At 74.5% G+C, this 16,650-nt stretch carries 19 protein-coding genes; 7 read left to right on the top strand and 12 right to left on the bottom strand.

Translation table 11 applies throughout. The features are described 5' to 3' along the window. Positions 1-55: 55 nt before the first annotated feature. The 5 genes from CKY47_RS20200 to CKY47_RS20180 all read right to left on the bottom strand — a co-directional run bounded on the left by CKY47_RS20200 (position 56) and on the right by CKY47_RS20180 (position 3,445). Positions 56-649 carry an RICIN domain-containing protein gene (locus CKY47_RS20200; protein WP_306747450.1) on the bottom strand — a complete coding sequence of 198 codons (594 nt, stop codon included), beginning with the start codon at positions 647-649 and terminating at the stop codon, positions 56-58. Between the two features lie 116 nt (positions 650-765). Then, positions 766-1,440 carry a uracil-DNA glycosylase gene (locus CKY47_RS20195; protein ID WP_306747449.1) on the bottom strand — a complete coding sequence of 225 codons (675 nt, stop codon included), beginning with the start codon at positions 1,438-1,440 and terminating at the stop codon, positions 766-768. Between the two features lie 14 nt (positions 1,441-1,454). Next, complete coding sequence (locus tag CKY47_RS20190; RefSeq protein WP_306747448.1) at positions 1,455-1,976, bottom strand: gamma carbonic anhydrase family protein; 522 nt, start codon at positions 1,974-1,976, stop codon at positions 1,455-1,457. A gap of 18 nt (positions 1,977-1,994) precedes the next feature. Continuing rightward, positions 1,995-2,465, bottom strand: coding sequence for a GNAT family N-acetyltransferase (locus CKY47_RS20185; RefSeq protein ID WP_306747447.1), 471 nt, complete (start codon positions 2,463-2,465; stop codon positions 1,995-1,997). A 14-nt stretch (positions 2,466-2,479) separates the two neighbouring features. Next, positions 2,480-3,445 carry a thiamine-phosphate kinase gene (locus CKY47_RS20180; protein ID WP_306747446.1) on the bottom strand — a complete coding sequence of 322 codons (966 nt, stop codon included), beginning with the start codon at positions 3,443-3,445 and terminating at the stop codon, positions 2,480-2,482. Between the two features lie 97 nt (positions 3,446-3,542). Here CKY47_RS20180 and CKY47_RS20175 point away from each other — a divergent pair, with 97 nt between their 5' ends. Together CKY47_RS20175 and CKY47_RS20170 are read left to right on the top strand one after the other, a co-directional pair. Beyond that, positions 3,543-3,776, top strand: coding sequence for an Lrp/AsnC family transcriptional regulator (locus CKY47_RS20175; RefSeq protein WP_033431506.1), 234 nt, complete (start codon positions 3,543-3,545; stop codon positions 3,774-3,776). 20 nt (positions 3,777-3,796) lie between these two features. Next, positions 3,797-4,375, top strand: coding sequence for a DUF3515 domain-containing protein (locus tag CKY47_RS20170; protein ID WP_306747445.1), 579 nt, complete (start codon positions 3,797-3,799; stop codon positions 4,373-4,375). On the opposite strand, the gene CKY47_RS20165 is transcribed toward CKY47_RS20170, so the two are convergent. Both CKY47_RS20165 and pdxR read right to left on the bottom strand, forming a co-directional pair. Beyond that, the gene (locus tag CKY47_RS20165) at positions 4,376-5,443 is read right to left on the bottom strand and encodes a D-alanine--D-alanine ligase family protein (RefSeq protein ID WP_306747444.1); all 1,068 of its coding nucleotides are present in this window, start codon (positions 5,441-5,443) and stop codon (positions 4,376-4,378) included. A 10-nt stretch (positions 5,444-5,453) separates the two neighbouring features. Then, positions 5,454-6,944, bottom strand: a complete 1,491-nt coding sequence (pdxR, locus tag CKY47_RS20160) for a MocR-like pyridoxine biosynthesis transcription factor PdxR (RefSeq protein WP_306747443.1) — start codon at positions 6,942-6,944, stop codon at positions 5,454-5,456. 67 nt (positions 6,945-7,011) lie between these two features. On the opposite strand from pdxR, the gene CKY47_RS20155 reads away from it, so the two are divergent. After that, positions 7,012-7,659, top strand: coding sequence for a pyridoxamine 5'-phosphate oxidase family protein (locus CKY47_RS20155; RefSeq protein WP_306747442.1), 648 nt, complete (start codon positions 7,012-7,014; stop codon positions 7,657-7,659). A gap of 9 nt (positions 7,660-7,668) precedes the next feature. Here the strand turns inward: CKY47_RS20155 and CKY47_RS20150 are convergent, their stop codons facing one another. The 4 genes from CKY47_RS20150 to CKY47_RS20135 all read right to left on the bottom strand — a co-directional run bounded on the left by CKY47_RS20150 (position 7,669) and on the right by CKY47_RS20135 (position 11,110). Then, positions 7,669-8,118, bottom strand: coding sequence for a cysteine dioxygenase (locus CKY47_RS20150; protein WP_306747441.1), 450 nt, complete (start codon positions 8,116-8,118; stop codon positions 7,669-7,671). Between the two features lie 214 nt (positions 8,119-8,332). Next, positions 8,333-9,403, bottom strand: coding sequence for a cystathionine gamma-lyase (locus CKY47_RS20145; RefSeq protein WP_306747440.1), 1,071 nt, complete (start codon positions 9,401-9,403; stop codon positions 8,333-8,335). After that, entirely contained in the window at positions 9,400-10,404 is a 1,005-nt protein-coding gene (locus tag CKY47_RS20140) for an NAD(P)H-dependent glycerol-3-phosphate dehydrogenase (RefSeq protein ID WP_306747439.1), read from the bottom strand. The genes CKY47_RS20145 and CKY47_RS20140 overlap by 4 nt, the downstream gene beginning before the upstream one ends. A 1-nt stretch (position 10,405) precedes the next feature. Further along, entirely contained in the window at positions 10,406-11,110 is a 705-nt protein-coding gene (locus CKY47_RS20135) for a lysophospholipid acyltransferase family protein (RefSeq protein ID WP_306747438.1), read from the bottom strand. A 98-nt stretch (positions 11,111-11,208) separates the two neighbouring features. Between CKY47_RS20135 and cofC the strand changes: the two genes are divergently transcribed. The 4 genes from cofC to CKY47_RS20115 all read left to right on the top strand — a co-directional run bounded on the left by cofC (position 11,209) and on the right by CKY47_RS20115 (position 15,384). Beyond that, a complete protein-coding gene (gene cofC, locus CKY47_RS20130; protein ID WP_306747437.1) occupies positions 11,209-11,811 on the top strand; it encodes a 2-phospho-L-lactate guanylyltransferase in 603 nt (200 codons plus the stop codon). An 86-nt stretch (positions 11,812-11,897) separates the two neighbouring features. Beyond that, complete coding sequence (locus CKY47_RS20125) at positions 11,898-12,092, top strand: hypothetical protein (protein ID WP_306747436.1); 195 nt, start codon at positions 11,898-11,900, stop codon at positions 12,090-12,092. Positions 12,093-12,331: 239 nt separating this feature from the next. After that, the gene (locus CKY47_RS20120) at positions 12,332-14,464 is read left to right on the top strand and encodes an RNA degradosome polyphosphate kinase (protein ID WP_371320702.1); all 2,133 of its coding nucleotides are present in this window, start codon (positions 12,332-12,334) and stop codon (positions 14,462-14,464) included. Continuing rightward, positions 14,461-15,384, top strand: a complete 924-nt coding sequence (locus CKY47_RS20115) for an NUDIX hydrolase (protein WP_306747434.1) — start codon at positions 14,461-14,463, stop codon at positions 15,382-15,384. The genes CKY47_RS20120 and CKY47_RS20115 overlap by 4 nt, the downstream gene beginning before the upstream one ends. 470 nt (positions 15,385-15,854) lie before the next feature. Here the strand turns inward: CKY47_RS20115 and CKY47_RS20110 are convergent, their stop codons facing one another. Further along, positions 15,855-16,622: an HU family DNA-binding protein gene (locus CKY47_RS20110; protein ID WP_306747433.1), complete on the bottom strand. Its 768-nt coding sequence runs from the start codon at positions 16,620-16,622 to the stop codon at positions 15,855-15,857. Positions 16,623-16,650: the final 28 nt, after the last annotated feature.

The raw sequence follows: 16,650 nt of genomic DNA, 5'->3' as shown, positions 1-16,650 counted from the left end.
GGACCCGCTGTGCCCTGGTGGCGGAACCCGGGCGGCGCGCGGAGGTCTGTGGTGGTCAGTGGTCGTCGGCCGCCCAGACGTGCTCCGGGTGCGGGTCCGGGGTGGCGGGCGCGAGGACGGCGGTCGCCGGGCGGTCGCCGTCGTAGCCGACGCCGAGCACGAGCCGGCGGTTCGCGCCGTGGGCGAGGGTCCAGCCGCCGTCGCCGCTCGGGCGCAGGGCCCAGCGCTGGTCGGCGGCGCCGTCGCACGCCCGCAGCCCGACCCGCGCGCCCGGTCGCACGTCGGTGGCCGGCCCGGTGAGGCACCGGCCGGTGGCGGTGTCGCGGACCCGGACGCCCTCGGTGGTCTGGTCGACGTCCCAGGTGTCGGCGTCCGAGCTGCGGGTGAGCACGACCGCGTCGCCCCTGGCGGCCAGCCGGGTGCCGGTCGACGGGTTCGCGAGCCGCGTGGTGTCCGGCTCGGCGCCGGTCCGGCCGGGCTGGTGGCCGGGGGTCGAGACGACGCCGGGCGTCACCACCGGCACCGGGACGGGCCACCCCGCCCGTTCCGGACCGGCCGCGAGGGCGGTGGTGGCGAAGGCGGTGGCGGCGCAGGCCGACGCGGAGAGCGCGAGGAGCGCGCCGGACGTGAGCGAGCGTGCGAGCGGCATCGTCGGTCGTCCTTCCCGTCGGTCCTGGGGACCTCGGGGTTGCCCGCCCGGCACGCCCTACGCGGCCGACCCCCCGGCCGTGGGCACTTCTCCCACCTACGGGTGAAGGGAGGTGCTCAGGGCAGTTTCCAGTCCACGGGCTCCGCGCCCTGCTGCACGAGCAGCTCGTTGACCTTGCTGAACGGCCGCGAGCCGAAGAAGCCGCCGGACGCGGACAGCGGGCTCGGGTGGACCGACTCGACGCACGGGTACGGCGCGAGCATCGGCTTGAGCGCGCGGGCCTGGCTGCCCCACAGGACGGCGACGAGCGGGGTCTCGCGGGCCGCGAGCGCCTTGATGGCCTGCTCGGTGACCGGCTCCCAGCCCTTGTTGCGGTGGGAGTTCGACTTGCCCGGCTGCACGGTCAGCGCCCTGTTGAGCAGCAGCACGCCCTGCTCGGTCCACGGCGTCAGGTCGCCGTTCGACGGCGTGGGGTGGCCGAGGTCGGCCGTGTACTCGGTGTAGATGTTGTTCAGGCTCTTGGGGATGGGCCGGGTCTCCGGCGACACCGAGAAGCTCAGGCCCACGGCGTGCCCCGGTGTCGGGTACGGGTCCTGGCCGACGACGAGCACCCGGACGGAGTGGAACGGCTGCTGGAACGCCCGCAGCACGTTCTCCCCCGCGGGCAGGTAGGTGCGCCCCGCGGCGACCTCCGCCCGCAGGAACTCGCCCATCCTGGCGATCTGATCGGCGACGGGCGCGAGTGCGGCGGCCCAGCCGGCTTCCACGATTTCCTCAAGGGGACGTCCCACGGCGGGACCCTATCTCAGTCGAGGCGCCGCAGTTCCCCGCGGTAGCGCGAGGCGTTGTCCACGTACTTGTCCACCGCGAACTGCCAGGCGCCGTCCGGCACGACGTACCCCTCGCGGATCTTCGCGGGCACGCCGAGGGCCATCGACCGCGCGGGCACGTGCCCGTCGAACGAGACCACCGCGCCGGCCCCGACGATCGAGCCCTCCTCGACCACGGCCCCGTTGAGCACCACCGACCCCGACGCGATCAGGCAGCGGTCGGCGATGGTGGCGCCCTCGATGTGCGCGTTGTGGCCGATGACGCACTCCGCGCCGATGACGGCCGGGTGGACCTCGGTGCAGTGGACGACCGTGCCGTCCTGCACCGACGTGCGCTCGCCGACCTCGATGCGCCCGTAGTCGCCGCGCAGCACGGCCTGCGGCCACACGGAGGCGTGCGCGCCGATCCGGACGTCGCCGATGACGGTGGCGTCCGGGTGCACGTAGGCGTCCGGGTGGATCACCGGTTCCAGCCCGCCCAGCGCGTAGATGGCCACGACCGCTCCCTCGGGGTCCTAGAGCGCCTTCCCGTAGCAAAGGCTGTCCGGATGATTCCGGTAGACGCCGAAGTTGTCTATGCGCCCGTACCCGGCGGCCTCGTACAGGCCGATCGCCTCGGGCTGGCGGGTGCCGGTCTCCAGCACCATGCGGGTGCGGCCGGCGGCCCGCGCGGCGTCCTCCAGCGCGGCCAGCACGACCCGGGACAGGCCCCGTCCGCGCAGGGAGTCGACGACGTACATGCGCTTGATCTCGGCGTCGCCTGGGCGCAGCGCCTCCTCGGCCACGTCGTGCGCGCGCCACCCGCCGCAGGCCACCGGGGTGTCGTCGAGGTAGCCGACGACGAAGTGCCCGAGGGGCGCGGAGAACTGCGCCGGGTCCACCGGGGTCACGTCCACCTCGCCGTAGCGGGCGACGTAGACCTGCTGGAGCTCGGAGATCAGCTTGACCGAGTCCGGATGGTCATACGGGAGCGTGCATAGTTCCACATTCGTCAGGTTACCTACCGCCAGTGCTCCCAGCCAGGGGGTTTCTCGTACGCGCGGCCGTCCACGGTGACGCCGCTGCCGTGCCGGACGGTGCCGATGGTCTGCCAGCCCTCGGGCACGGCGGCGGGTTCCGGGAACGTCGCGGCCAGCGCGTGGTCCTCGCCACCGGTGAGCGCCCAGTGCCGGGCGTCCGCGCCGAGCGCCGCGGCCACGTCGATCAGCCGCGGGTGCACCTCCAGCAACTCGGTGCGGATGTCGATGCCGATGCCCGACTCGTCGGCGATGTGCCCGAGGTCGGCGAGCAGCCCGTCCGAGACGTCGATCATCGCCGTCGCGCCCGCGGCGGCGGCCTGCGGCCCGGCGGCGTACGGGGGTTCGGGGGTGCGCTGCGCCCCGACCACCGCGACCGGCGACCGGAACCCCCGCTGGAGCACGGCGAGGCCGCCCGCCGCCCAGCCGAGCCGCCCGCACACCGCGACGACGTCGCCGACCTGGGCGCCGGACCGCGTCACGGGCTCCAGCCCGCCCATGTCGCCCATCGCCGTAACGGAGATCACCAGTGTCGCGGAGGACACCATGTCGCCGCCCACCACGCCCGCCCCCGCGACGACGGCCTCCTGCCACAGCCCGGCGGTGATCCCCTCCACCACCGAGGAGGGCGTGTCGGCGGGGCACGCGAGGCCGATCGTGAGGGCCGTCGGGACCGCCCCCATGGCGGCCACGTCGGCCAGGTTCACGGCCGCCGCCTTGCGGCCGACCTGCTCGGGGGAGGACCAGTCGAGTCTGAAGTGGACACCTTCGACCAGCACGTCGGTGGACACCACCACGCGGCCGTCGGGCGCCGCGACCACAGCCGCGTCGTCACCCGGGCCGAGCAGGGTGGTGGGCGGCTGCGTCCGACCTGCCGTCACCCGGCGGATGAGACCGAACTCACCCACTTCAGCGACCGTGTCCGCGTTCCGCGGCGGCTCCGGACGCAAGATTGCCTCCCGTTCTGAGCATTCGGAACCCCGACTGGGGTACGTTGCTGTCCACGTTCCTACCCCGACCTAACCTGTCGCGACGAAGGGGCACGCCGTGGTGCACGCATACATCCTCATCCAGACCGAGGTCGGGAAGGCAGCCGCCGTCGCGGCGGAGATCTCCGGCATCCCCGGAGTGGCCCAGGCGGAGGACGTCACCGGCCCGTACGACGTGATCGTCCGCGCCGAGGCCGACACCGTCGACCAACTCGGACAGCTCGTGGTCGCCCGCATCCAGAACGTGGAGGGCATCACGCGAACCCTGACCTGCCCGGTGGTCCACCTGTAGGCCCGTGCTGTCATAACCGGGTGGCACAGGAACCGGAACCCGCCTCGCTGCTCCCCCGTCCGCTGCTCGCCGTGGCCCTGGGCCTGCCGGCGCTGCTCGCGGCGGGCGTGGCGGCCGTGGGCCTCTTCCTCGGCGCGGGGGGCAAGGACGCCCCCGCCGACCCGTCGGTCGACCGCTCCGGCCCCGTCGCGCTGGTACCCGTGCCCGCGCCGGGCGCCGGGTCGGCCGAGTGCGCGGCGCTGGTGAGCGCGCTGCCGATGCAGCTGCTGTCCAACGGCGCCACGCTGCCGCGCCGCGAACTGGCGCCCCCCGCCCCTCCGAGCGCGGTGGCGTGGGGCGACGCGGCGCACGAGCCGATCGTGCTGCGGTGCGGTCTGGACCGACCGGCTGACCTCACGCCGACCTCCACCCTGCGGACGATCTCCGACGTCGACTGGCTGGTGCTGTCCGAGGGTGCCACGTCGACCTGGTACGCGGTGGACCGGCCGGTGTACGTGGCGCTGACCGTGCCGTCGGACGCGGGCACGGGGCCCCTGCAGGACATCTCGACGACGATCCGAGACACCCTCGCCAAGGGCCCCGTGGACACGCGGGGGTGACTAGCGCAGGCCGGTGCCCCGGGCGATCGCGGTCTCCACGAGCGTCGTGAGCAGCGACGGGTAGTCCACGCCGGTCTTCGCCCACATCGCCGGGTACATCGAGATCGGTGTGAAGCCGGGCATCGTGTTGACCTCGTTGACGACCAGCTCGTCGTACTCGGTGACGAAGAAGTCGACGCGGGCCAGGCCCTGGCAGTCGAGCGCGCGGAACGCGGCGACGGCCATCCGGCGCAGGTCGCGGGCGACGTGCTCGTCGAGCTTGGCCGGGATGTCGAACTCGGCGACGTCGTCGAGGTACTTGGCGTCGAAGTCGTACCAGTCGACCGCGCCGCCGACGATGCGCAGCTCGGCGGGCAGCGACGCCTCGACGCGGCCGTCCGGGAACTCCAGCACGCCGCACTCGACCTCGCGGCCGGTCACCGCGGCCTCGATGATGACCTTCGGGTCGGTCTTGCGGGCCAGCGCGATCGCGCTGTCCAGGTGGGACCAGTCGACGACCTTGGAGATGCCGACCGACGACCCGGCGCGGGCGGGCTTCACGAAGACCGGCAGGCCGAGCCGCTCGCGGTCGGCGTCGGCCAGGGTCTGCTCGTCGCGGCGCAGGATCGCGAACTCGCCGACCGGGAGGCCCGCGTCCTTGAGGAGGCGCTTGGTGAACTCCTTGTCCATGGCGACCGCGCTCGCCAGGACGCCGGGGCCGACGTAGGGGATGTCGGCCAGCTCCAGCAGGCCCTGGACGGTGCCGTCCTCGCCCCACGCGCCGTGCAGGACGGGGAAGACCACGTCCACGTCGCCCAGCACCGCGTCGGGGGTCACCGGGACCAGCTCGCCGCCGGACACCGGGACCAGGGAGGCGACGGTGGGCAGCTGCCGGTCCCGCACCTCCAGCGCCTTCGTGTCGTCGGCGCCGATCACCCACGCGCCGCCCTCGGTGATCCCCACCGGCACCACCTCGAACCGCTCGCGGTCCAGGTGCGGGAGGACGCTGCCGGCGGACAGGCAGGAGACCATGTGCTCGCTGCTGCGCCCGCCGAACACCACGGCGACCTTGGTCTTGCGCTGTGTCATGGCTCGGACCCTACCCGGATGGCGTAACCCCCACCGCGACCGTGGAACTCGGACGTCGCGAGAGTCCGACGCCCGGGTCGCGAGAGTCCGGTGTCGGACTCTCGCGACCCGGGGGTCGGACTCTCGGGGTGAGGACGGGGATGAGGGTGGGGATCGCGGCGGTGAGCTGGTCGCGCGAGCAGGCGCTGTAGCCGATCGCGGCGCCGTGGACGCCGGGGCGGCCGGCGTGGTGGCGGCCCAGGCCGTCCAGGCGCAGGCCGTGGGCCAGTGCTTCGGCGAGGACGTCGCGCTCGGCCTGCGCGGTGGGCAGGGGCACGACGATGTGCGCGCCCGCGTCGTCGCCCAGCACGGGGATGCCCGCCTCGGCGAAGGCGGCGGAGAGCAGGGCCCGGCGCTCGGACAGCTCGCGCCGGAGCTTGCGCAGGTGCCGGCCCAGGTCGCCGTTGCGGGCGAGTTCGACCAGCACGCGCTGCCCCGCCGCGGACGGGCTGGTGCCGGTCTCGTCGCGGTGGGCGAGGACGGCGGTGGCGACGGGTTCGGGCGCCACCATCCAGCCCGCGCCGAGCGTCGGGGTGAGGATCTTGCTCGTCGTGCCCAGGTGCACCACGACGTCCGGCGCGAGCGCGGCCAGCAGCGGCAGGGGGGCGACGTCGTAGCGCAGCTCGCCGTCGTAGTCGTCCTCCACGACCAGCCACCCCTCGGCGCGGGCGCGCTCCACCAGGGCCACCCGCCGCCCGGCCGACATGCGCCCGCCCATCGGGTACTGGTGCGCGGGCGAGCAGTACACGCCGCGCACGCCCGCCGGCACGGCGTCGACGAGGATGCCCTCCTCGTCCACGGGCGCCTGCACGACCCGCACGCCCGCCGACCGCAGGGCGGACACGGCGCGCTGGTAGCCGGGCTCCTCCACGGCCACCGCGTCACCGGGTTCCAGCACGGCCGCCGCCAGCTCGACCAGCGCGGCGGTGGTGCCACCGGTCGCCAGCACGTGCTCCTCGCGCAGCCCGCCGCGCACGGCCAGGCCGCGGTGGCGCAGCAGGTGCTCGGCGACCACGGCGCGGTACTCGGGCAGCCCGGCGCGCGCGGGCCGGAACAGCGGCGGCACGTCCGCCGCCGCCCGCCACGCCCGCCGCCACGCCGCCCGGTCCAACCCCTCCGCCCACGGCGCGCCGGGCGCCAGGTCGAGCACCCCGGACGGCACGGCGGGCGCCGCGGCACGGCGGGTGCGCGCCCGCAGCGCCCCCGGCGGGGTGGTGGTCACGTAGGTGCCCGACCCGTGCCGCCCGGCGATCCAGCCCTCGGCGTGCAGCTGCTCGTAGGCCGCCGCCGTCACGGTCCGGCTCACGCCCAGCCGCTCGGCCAGCGCCCGGGTGGACGGCAGCCGGTCGCCGCTGCGCAGCCTGCCGTCGGCGGCGGCCGTGCGCAGCGCCTCCGCGAGCTGCACGGCCAGCGGCTCGCCCGACGCGCGGTCCAGCGAGACGGCGAGCGCGGTCTCCGACACAGTGGCCTCCTCGAAACGCCGGGAATTGGCACTTGAGAATAGCCACTCTACCGGAGAAGCTGATCGCATGACCCTGTCACCGACGCCGCGCAGCACGATCAGGCGCGGGAGCAACCGCGCCGCCACCGACCGCGCCGACCTGCACGCCGTCCTCGACGCCGCCCTGGTGTGCCACCTCGCCGTCGTCGTGGACGACGCGCCGCTCGTGCTGCCCACCGGCTACGGCCGCGACGGCGACACCCTCTACCTGCACGGCTCGACCGGCGCGCGCAGCCTCCGCGAGGCCGCGCGCGGCGTGCCGGTGTGCGTCGCCGTGACCCTCCTGGACGGCGTCGTCTACGCGCGCTCGGTGTTCGACCACTCGATGAACTACCGCGCGGCCGTCGTCCACGGCACGGCCGTCCCGGTCACCGACCCGGACGCCAAGGCGCACGCCCTGCGCGTCCTCACCGAGCACATCGCGCCCGGCTCGTGGGACTACGCCCGGCAGCCGACGCCGAAGGAGCTGGCCGCGACGTCGGTGCTGGCGCTCGACCTCGCCGAGGCGTCGGTGAAGATCCGCAGCGGCCCGCCCGGCGACGAGGAGGACGACGTCGCCGCGAACGCGCGGTGGGCGGGCGTGCTGCCGCTGCGCACCTCGTGGGGCGCGGCGGAGTCGGACCCGGCGCTGGTGGGCGACTGGGACGTCCCGCCGCACGTCGTGAACAGGACCTGACGGCGGGCGCTAGCCGACGGGGTCGAACCGCACCGGGCGGACGGTGCGCCCGCCGTCGCGGTAGACGTGGATCGTGACGGCGGGGTCGACGCCGTCGTTGCGCACCTGGTGGGCGTAGTCGGGCCCGAACACGCGCGACTGGCCGGCCACCAGGTTGTGCAGCACCTGGTGGCCGCGGGACGCGACCACCTCGGTCAGCGAGCCGCCGACCACGGTGAACGCGCCGGTCGTCGGGCCGTGGTCGTGCAGGTCGGTGTGCTGGCCGGGCAGCCAGCTCATCAGCCACACCTCCTGCTCGTCGGTGCGCTCGACGAGGGCGGCGAAGCGGGTGTCGGGGTCGTAGCGGAGCAGGTGGGCCCAGCGCTCTCGCCGCGCCGCCACGTCGAGCGCGATCCGCACCGGGTGCGGCGCGGCGTGCGACTGGGGCAGGGCGATCGTGTTCTCCGGAACGGCGAACATCAGGTTCCTTCTTCGGGGTGCCGTGGGTGGCGAGCGTCGACTGCTCGCGGGACGCGGGGCGATCACCGACAGGAACAGAGTGCGCTGGCGACCAGGCCGAGGTCGATGTGACCCCGCCCGTCGATCATGGCGCGGAAGGACATGACGACGAGGGTGGCAGCGACCCGCCACCCCCGCAACCACGTCCCACGAAATGGACCCGTTGGGGCGAACTTCAGAGGGCCTTCAGCACGTCGGCCACCAGGTCCCCGGTGTCCTCGCAGCCCGCGGACAGCCTGACCAGGCCCTCCGGCACCGGGTCGCCCCACTGGGCGCGCCGGTCGAGGCTCGTGTGCAGCCCGCCGAAGCTGGTGCTCGCGTACACCAGCTCCGAGCGCGCCAGGAACGCCGCGACGGCGTCCGCGTCCGCCAGCACGAAGGTCAGCACGCCGCCGAAGCGGCGCATCTGCCTGGCCGCCACGGCGTGCGCCGGGTCCTCGGGCGCGCCGGGCCAGCGCAGCCCGGTCACGGCCGGGTGCGCCTTGAGCGCGTCGTACAGCGCGGCGGCGTTCTCCGCCTGCCGGGCGAGCCGCAGGTCGAGCGTGCCGAGCCCGCGGTGCGCCAGCCACGCCTCGAACGGGCCGGGGATCGCGCCGCCGGTGGTGCGGGCCGCGCGGACCTCCTCCGCCAGCTCCGGGTCGGCCGCGGTGACGTGCCCGAGCAGCACGTCGCTGTGCCCGGCCACGGCCTTGGTGTCGCTGCTCACCACGACGTCCGCGCCCAGCGCCAGCGGCAGCTGCCCGAGCGGCGTCGCGGTCGTGTTGTCCACCGCCACCAGCGCGCCGGCGGCGTGCGCGGCCTCGGCGAGCGCCGCGATGTCGCACACGTCGAGCCCCGGGTTGGACGGCGACTCCAGCAGCACCAGCCGCACGCCGTCGAACGACGGGTACGGCCCGGCGGTGGGCGCCTCGACGACCTCCACGGGCATCCCGGCGACCAGCGCGCGGGTCAGGTAGTAGCCGTCGCCGGGCACGACGACGGTGTCGCCGGGGGCGAGCACGACGCGCAGCAGCGTCGAGATCGCCGCCATGCCGGACGGGAAGAGCACGGTCGTGCCGCCCTCCAGCCCGCCCAGCGCCTCCTCCAGCACCCGCCACGTCGGGTTGTGCGCGCGGCCGTAGGTGTCCGCGCCGCCCAGGTGGTACGCCGACGCGAACACGGGCCCCGCGGTGAACGGCTCCCCCGCCACCGCCGGCGTCGTGTGCACGACCCGCGTGCCGTCGCCCCACCGGCCGACGTCGTTCACTGCCGTTCCGCCTTCCGCTCCCGCCCGAGCAGCGCCGCGGTGAGCACGCGCGGGTCGAGCCCCTCGTGGCACACCTGGTGCACGCCCTCGGTGATGGGCATGTCCACGTCGTGGCGCGCGGCCAGCTCGCGGATCGACGAGCACGACTTCACGCCCTCGGCGACCTGCCCGTGCGCCGCCTCCTGCGCCCGCGCCAGGGAATCGCCGCGACCGAGCCTCTCACCGAACGACCGGTTGCGCGACAGCGGTGAGGCGCACGTCGCCACCAGGTCGCCCAGGCCGGCCAGGCCCGCGAACGTCAGCGGGTCGGCGCCCAGCGCCGCGCCCAGCCGCGCCGTCTCGGCCAGGCCGCGGGTGATGATCGAGGCCATCGTGTTGTCGCCGAACCCCATGCCCGCCGCCATGCCGCACGCCAGCGCGATGACGTTCTTGCACGCCCCGCCCAGCTCGCAGCCGACGACGTCGACGTTCGTGTACGGCCGGAAGTAGGAGTTGGAGCAGGCGTGCTGCAACTCCACCGCCCTGTCGTGGTCGGTGCACGCGATGACCGTGGCGGTCGGCTGCTCGGCCGCGATCTCCTTGGCCAGGTTCGGCCCGGTCACCACGGCGACCTGGTCCTCCGGCACCCCGGCGACCTCGCGGACGACCTCGCTCATCCGCTTGAGCGTGCCCAGCTCGACACCCTTGGCCAGGCTGACCAGCGTGGCGCCGGGCGGCAGCGACGGGCGCCAGCCGGCGAGGTTCCCCCGCAGCGTCTGGCTCGGCACGGCCAGCACCACGGCCCGCGCGCCGTCGAGCGCCTCGTCGGCGTCGGCGGTGGCGGTCAGGTTCGCCGGCAGCACCACGTCCGGCAGGTAGTCGGTGTTCACCCGGCCCGTCGAGATGGCGTCGGCCACCTCGGCGCGCCGCGCCCACAGCACCACGTCCGTGCCGGAGTCGGCGAGCACCTTGGCGAAGGCGGTGCCCCACGACCCGGCGCCCAGCACCGCGACCCGGTCCACGTCAGGACTTCTTCGCCGAGTAGAAGCCGTCCGGCGCCTGCTCCTCGCGGATCTCCGCGAGCAGGCCCTTCACCTCGCCCATCAGCAGGTCGGTGACCTCGCGCAGCAGGGCGAGGTTCTGCGGCCGGGCGCGGTGGGCGGACAGGTCGACCGGCTCGCCGACCTTCGTCACGACGGTCTTGCGCGGGAGCGGCCGGAACTTCCGGCGGTAGTGGTCGTAGACGTCGCGGGTGCCCCAGCGGGCGACGGGCAGCACCGGCACGTCGTGCTCCAGCGCGAGCCGCGCCACGCCCGTGCGGGAACCCATCGGCCAGCCGTCGGGGTCGCGGGTGATCGTGCCCTCCGGGTAGATGATCACCACCAGGCCCTGCTCCAGGGCGTCGTGGGCGGCGCGCAGGCTCTGCTGGGCGTCGGACGTGCCGCGGTAGACGGGGATCTGGCGGGCGCCCTTGAGCACGGAGCCGAGCACCGGGACGTTCCACAGGCCGTGCTTGGCCAGGAAGTGCGGCACGCGCCCCTGCTCGTGCGTGAACACCGCGTCGTAGACGGGGTCCAGGTGGGACACGTGGTTCATCACGACCAGCGCGCCGCCCTTCCGGGGGAGCCGCTCGCCGCCCTCCGTGCGCCGGCGCGCCATCACGGCGGTCGACGGGTAGAAGACCACCGCGGCGAACCCGACCCAGAAGCCGCCCTTCTCTCTGGCCACGTGCACTCCCTCTCCGTTCGTGGACCTGGAGTCTTCCCCGGAGGCCCCGGCCAGGTCCAGCCGGCATCGGGGAGTCCGGCATCGGGGAGTATGGCGGGGTGGGAGCCGAAGTGGACCTGGTGGTGCCGGTCAAGACGCTGGACCGGGCCAAGTCGCGACTCGTGGGGCTGGACCGGCCGGCGCTCGCGCTGGCGTTCGCGCTCGACACCGTCACCGCCGCCCTGCCCGCCGTGCGCCGTGTGGTGGTCGTCACGTCCGATCGCGCGGTGGCGGCGGAGCTGCGGGCGCTGGGCGTCGAGTCGATCGCCGGGCCGGAGGGGTTGAACGAGTCGCTGCGGTTCGGCTGGGGGGTGCTGCGGGCGCGGGACGCCTCGTCGGTCGTGGGGGCGCTCCAGGCCGACCTGCCCGCGTTGCGGACCGCCGAACTCGCGGCGGCGCTGGCGGCGGCGACGGGCCGGTCGTTCGTCCCGGACCGCCAGGGCACGGGGACGACGGTGCTGCTGTCCGCGCCCGGCGGCGCGCTGGACCCGTCGTTCGGCGCGGGGTCGGCGGCGGCGCACGCGGCGTCGGGCGCGGCGGCGCTGATCGGGCCGTGGCCGTCGCTGCGGCACGACGTGGACACGGCGGAGGACCTGGGGTCCGCGGCGGCGCTGGGGCTGGGCGCCCGGACGGCGGCGGTCCTCGCGCCGGTGTGCGGCTGAGGGGACGGGGCCGAGGGGGTGGGGCCGGCGGGGTGGGGCCGGCGGGGTGGGGGCCGGGCGCCCGCGGGATCGGTTAGCTTGGCGGTGTGACCGAGCAGGCGACCGTGAGCGCGCACCACCCGGACGGGTCGGCGACAGTGCTGCGCGACGACGGCGTTCTCGTGGACGTCCCGGCCGCCGCGGTGGCCGAGGGCGGGTGGCGGGTGCTGCGCCCCGGCCAGCGGGTGGCGCTCGTGCGTGACGGCTCGGGTGCGGTGCGCGGTCTGCTGCGGCCGGTGTGACGGGGAGTTCACCTCCCGGCCGGCTCCGATCGGCGCGAGTGGCCCGGAATTGGTGGACAATACTGTTCGTGAGCACGGACAACACGCCTGAGCAGCCTGCGCCGAAGCGACGCTCCAGGACGCCGCGGGCCACGCCCGCCGCGAGCGCACCCGCCGCGGGCGCGCCCACGCCTGGGGCGCCGAAGCGCCGACCGCGACCGGCCGCCCGCCGGGCGCCCACGGACGGTGCGCCGGCGGCGGTGCAGCCGAAGCCGGAGACGCCCGCCCGCCCGTTCCCGAGCTCACCGCCCGCCGCCACCGCCACCGAGGCGCAGGCCGACCTGCCCGACGACCGGTACTTCAACCGGGAACTGTCCTGGTTGGACTTCAACGCCCGGGTCCTGGCGCTGGCCGAGGACGCGTCCCAGCCACTGCTGGAGCGGGCGAAGTTCCTGGCGATCTTCGCCTCGAACCTCGACGAGTTCTACATGGTGCGGGTCGCCGGTCTGAAGCGCCGCGACGAGACGGGCCTGTCGGTGCGCAGCGCGGACGGCCTCACCCCGCGCGAGCAGCTGGCGAACATGTCCAAGCGCGCCCAGGAGCTGGTCGAGCAGCACGCCCGCGCGTTCCTCGACCACGTGCAGCCGGAGCTGGAGAAGCACGGCATCAGCATCGTCAACTGGGCGCAGCTCAGCGAGTTCGAGCGGCTGCGCCTGTCGAACTACTTCACCGACCAGGTGTTCCCGGTCCTCACGCCGCTGGCCGTGGACGCCGCGCACCCGTTCCCCTACATCTCCGGCCTGTCGCTGAACCTGGCCGTGACGGTGCGCGACCCGGAGGGCGGCGCGGAGCGGTTCGCGCGCATCAAGGTGCCCGACAACGTGCCGCGCCTGGTGCGCGTGGAGAACGACCGCACCAGCCCGACGGCGACGTTCCTGCCCGTGGAGGAGCTGATCGCGGCGCACCTGGGCGAGCTGTTCGCGGGCATGCACGTCGTCGAGTGCCACGCCTTCCGGGTCACCCGCAACGCCGACCTGGAGGTCGAGGAGGACCAGGACGAGGACCTGCTCCAGGCGCTGGAGCGGGAGCTGGCGCGCCGCCGGTTCGGCCCCCCGGTCCGCCTGGAGGTCGCCGACGACATGACCGAGAACATGCTGGAGCGGCTGCTGCGGGAGATGGAGGTCGACCCGCACGACGTCGTCCAGGTGCCCGGCCTGCTGGACCTGTCGTGCCTGTGGCAGCTCTACGGCGTGGACCGCAAGCAGCTCAAGGACGCGCCGTTCGTGCCCGCCACGCCCCCGGCGTTCGGCGAGCGGGAGACGCCCAAGAGCATCTTCGCCACCCTGCGCGAGGGCGACGTGCTCGTGCACCACCCGTACGACTCGTTCTCCACGTCCGTGCAGCGGTTCATCGAGCAGGCCGCGGCCGACCCGCGCGTGCTGGCCATCAAGCAGACCCTGTACCGCACGTCCGGCGACTCCCCGATCGTCGACGCGCTCATCGACGCGGCCGAGGCCGGCAAGCAGGTCGTGGCGCTGGTGGAGATCAAGGCCCGGTTCGACGAGCAGGCGAACATCAAGTGGGCGCGCGCGCTGGAGAAGGCGGGCGTGCACGTCGTGTACGGGCTGATGGGCCTCAAGACGCACTGCAAGACGTCGCTGGTGGTGCGCCAGGAGGGTTCGCGCATCCAGCGCTACTGCCACATCGGCACCGGCAACTACAACCCGAAGACGGCCCGGCTGTACGAGGACGTCGGCCTGCTCACCGCCGAGCCGACCATCGGCGCGGACCTGACCGACCTGTTCAACGTGCTCACCGGCTACGCCCGGCAGGACCACTACCGCAGCCTGCTCGTCGCGCCCTACGGCGTGCGGCGCGGCATCGTGGAGCGCATCGAGCGCGAGGTGGAGCACGTCCGGGCCGGCCGGCCCGCCGGCGTGCGCATCAAGGTGAACTCGCTGGTGGACGAGCAGGTCATCGACTCGCTGTACCGGGCGTCGCAGGCGGGCGTGCCGGTGCAGGTCGTCGTGCGCGGCGTGTGCTCGCTCAAGCCCGGCATCGAGGGCCTGTCGGAGAACATCCACGTCCGCTCGATCCTCGGCCGGTTCCTGGAGCACTCGCGGGTGTTCCACTTCGTCGGCGCGGGCGAGCACTGGATCGGCAGCGCCGACATGATGCACCGCAACCTCGACCGGCGCGTCGAGGTCCAGGTGCGGGTGACCGACCCGAAGCTCACCGCGCAGCTCGACTCCATGCTCGACTCGGCGCTGGAGCCCACGACCCGCTGCTGGGTGCTCCAGCCCGACGGCGAGTGGGAGGCGTCGCCGTCCGACGGGAGCCGCGTGCGCGACCACCAGACCGAACTGCTGCGGGCGCACCGCGCGCAGGGGTGAACCACGTGATCAGGGCTGCCGGCGCCGTGCTGTGGCGCGAGGGTTCCGTGGCGGTCGTGCACCGGCCGCGCTACGACGACTGGTCCCTGCCGAAGGGAAAGCTCGACCCGGGCGAGACGGTGCCCGCGGCCGCGGTGCGCGAGGTTCGCGAGGAGACCGGCTTCCACGCCGTGCTCGGGCGGTACCTGTGCCGGGTGTCCTACGAGGCGTTCGGCAAGCCGAAGGTCGTGGACTACTTCAGCGCCCGGGTCGGGTCGGGTGCGTTCGAGCCCAACGACGAGGTGGACGAACTGCGCTGGCTCCCGGTCGCCGAGGCGGCGGCGCTGGTGACGGGGGACGGCGACCGGCGTGTGCTGGAGCGGTTCGCGGCCGAACCGGCGGACCTGGCGACCCTGCTGCTGGTGCGGCACGCGAAGGCGGGCAAGCGGGACAACTGGCCGGGTGACGACGACCTGAGGCCGCTCAGCTCGGCGGGCTGGCGGCAGGCGGCCGGGCTGCGGTCGCTGCTGCCGCTGTGGGGTCCGTCGCGGGTGCACGCCGCACCGCGCGCGCGGTGCGTGGACACGGTGCGGGGCGTCGCGGACGACCTCGGCGTGGGCGTGCTGCTGGAGCCCCGGCTGTCCGAGGAGGGCTACTGGCCCGACCGCGAGGCGGGCCTGGTCCGGCTGCTGGAGATCGCCGACGGCCCGGGCACGCCGGTCGTCTCCAGCCAGGGCGGGGTGATCCCGGACGTCGTCTCCACCCTGGCCGACCTGGGCGGCCTGCACCTGCCCGACGTGCCGTGCAAGAAGGGCAGCGCCTGGCTGCTGGCGTTCCGCCGCCCGGCGCCGGGCTGGTCCACTTCGGACTCGTCCACGGGCTGGCCGCGACTGGTCTCGGCGCACTACATGCCCACCGCGTTGGCCGCGCCGACCACCTGACGGGTACAGCGGGTCCGCGTCCGTCCCGCCACGACTGGGCCGGACGGGTTCGTGGTGCGGCCGGTCGGGTAACGCGGGAATGCGCGTCGGCACGGTGGGTTCCGGACGGCGGGTTCCGGCGTTCACGGGTGCGGAGTTCGGGAGGCCGAAAAGCCCCGGCCCATTCCGCCGCGGATTCCACGCCGTGGCGCCGACTTCCGCCGCGTGGTCCGGCTTTCACCTCTCCCGGTAGCGGGGTCGGTCACCGGCCGCGCGGGCGGAAAGGCGCGAAACCCGAACTTGTTAACCCGTAAGTGTGGTCTTGCGGCTGATACCGGCCGGCGTCGTCGGACCGCGGGCGCCGAGACGGCCGCTGAGCGCCGAACGGCCGGCGCCCACCCTGAAAACAGGCTCAGGGCCCGGTGCGCGTCCGCACCGGGCCCTGAGCGCCTGGAACTGCTGTGCCTGGCCGGCGATCACCCGGCTCAGGGTCACTTCTTCTTGGCCGGGGCCTTCTTGGCCGCGGGCTTCGCCGCGGCCGAGGTGGTGGCCTTCGCCGCCGCCGGGGTGGCGGTCTTCGCCGCCGCCGGGGTGGCGGCCTTGGCCGCCGCCGTCGTGGCCTTGGCGGTGGTCGCCTTGGCCGTGGTCGCCTTCTTGGCGGCCGGGGCCTTCGCCGCGGTCGTCTTGGCCGCCGTCGCCTTCGCGGTGGTGGCCTTGGCCGGGGCGGCCGCCTTGGTCGCGGTGCTCTTCGCAGGCGCGGCCTTGGTGGCGGTGGCGGCGGGCTTCGCGGCCGCGGCGGTCCGACGGGTCGCCGGGGCCTTCGTCGCGGCGGCAGCGGCGCGCGTGGTGGTGCCGGTGGCACGCGTCGAACGCGCCGTGGTGCCGCGCGTGGCCGGGGCCTTCGTGGCCGCGGCCGGCTTGGCGGCGGCAGCTGCCGCCGGCTTGGCGGCAGCGGGCTTCGCGGCCGTCACGCGCGGCAGCTTCTTGGTGCCGCTGATGACGTCCTTGAACGTCGAACCCGCGCGGAACGCGGGAACGTTGGTCTTCTTGACCTTCACGGTCTCACCGGTGCGCGGGTTGCGAGCGGTGCGGGCCGCACGGGCACGCTTCTCGAAGACACCGAAGCCGGTGATGTTGACCTTCTCGCCCTTGTGGACGCTGCGGACGATCACGTCGACGATGCCGTCGACAGCGGCAGCCGCGTTCTTCTTGTCGCCAAGGCGCTCGGCGAGCGCCTCGATGAGCTGGGCCTTGTTCACCTTCAGTCCCTCCCAGGACGCTCACGGC

Source organism: Saccharothrix longispora (assembly GCF_030852425.1).
Classification (GTDB): Bacteria; Actinomycetota; Actinomycetes; order Mycobacteriales; family Pseudonocardiaceae; genus Actinosynnema; species Actinosynnema longispora.
This window is presented reverse-complemented; position numbering and strand designations above follow the sequence as displayed.